The sequence below is a fragment of the Nocardia cyriacigeorgica NBRC 100375 genome, from assembly GCF_000308555.1.
GTDB classification, from domain to species: Bacteria; Actinomycetota; Actinomycetes; order Mycobacteriales; family Mycobacteriaceae; genus Nocardia; species Nocardia cyriacigeorgica.
The window spans coordinates 1-1,234 of sequence record NZ_BAFY01000128.1; the positions used below are offsets into that span (position 1 = coordinate 1).

The following is a 1,234-nucleotide window of genomic DNA, read 5'->3' on the forward strand; positions in this document are numbered from 1 at the left end:
GGATCCTCTTCGCGCTGTTCGGCGGCGTCGAGGATCTCGAGCTGGCGGTGCACCACGATCTGGCTGCGGTGGGCGATATTGAGGAACACCGCGCGCACACCCTCCCGGGTGCGTGCCTCGGTGACGGCGGCGGTGACCGCGGCGGCATGGGCGTGTTCGAAGGCGGTGGCGACCGCGCCGAGCTCGTCGCGGCCGAAGTCCAGCCGTGGCGCTTCCTGTTCCGGGTCGACGTGCTCGCCGGCGCGTAGGCGGCGCAGCATGTCGGGCAGCCGTTCGTCGGCGAGTGCGAGGGTCTGATCGCGCATCCGCTTGAGCCGCCGGATGAAACGGTTGGCCAGCACCAGCGACACCAGGAACGCGATGACGCTGACGAGCAGCACCGCGACGCCGAGAGCCAGCGAGGCCGCCGCCGATTCGGTCGCCGAATCGCGGGCCAGCTGCTGGGCATTGGTGTTGTGCAGATCCCAGATGTCGAGCAGAGCATTGTCCACCTCGGCGGCCGCGGCCTGCCAATCCTCGATGGTCGAGGGCAGCGGTGCCGGTGCGTCCTCGCCGGTGCTGCGGCCGCTCGTGCGGGCAGAGCCGGTGCCGGTCGGCTCGTCGGCCGATCCGCTCGACTGCGTGGGCGGATCCATGGTGCGCTGCATCAGCGCGTGCTCCATGGCCGAGAGCCGCTGCCAGGCCGGGCTCGCCAACAGGGCCTGCATCTTGTCGCGGTAGGCAGGCTCGAGTTCGCCGGCCAGCTGCGGCAGCATGGTGTGGTGTGCACCCACTTGGGCGACGAACTCCTCCGGCAGCGCGACCACACCACTGCCGCCGACCAGCGCCGCCTCGGCGAGCGCGTTGCTGCGTGAGACGGCCTCGATCCCGTAGATGAGCCGCGTCGACAGCGCCAGCTGCACCACGACGGCCGGGTCCGGTGCCGAGCGCTGGGCCAACTGGGTGCCGATGGTGATCACGTCGAGCACCCGGGTGTAGAAGGTGTAGGCGTCCGGGGTGGGCAGGGCGCGCGCGTCGGCGCCGGTGCGCACCATGGCCAGTTGCCGGCCGAGGGTCACGAAATCGCCGACGTTGTCGCCGATGGTCTCCGAATCCAATTCGCGCAGCGGATTCGACGCCTCGATCAGGGCCTGGAAGGCGGCGTCGACGCGGGGGCGGGTGGTGGCCAGTTCGGCGGCGGCGTTCGGGTCGCCGGCCAGATGCGTGAGGGTGAGCCGGCGTTCCTGCTGAATCG

Annotated in this window: 1 protein-coding gene; it reads right to left on the reverse strand. The window is 70.9% G+C overall.

All coding sequences use genetic code 11. From position 1 onward, the window contains the following. On the reverse strand, positions 1 to 1,234 hold a 1,234-nt coding region (locus RJ05_RS12075), incomplete at both ends, for a nitrate- and nitrite sensing domain-containing protein (RefSeq protein WP_036536961.1).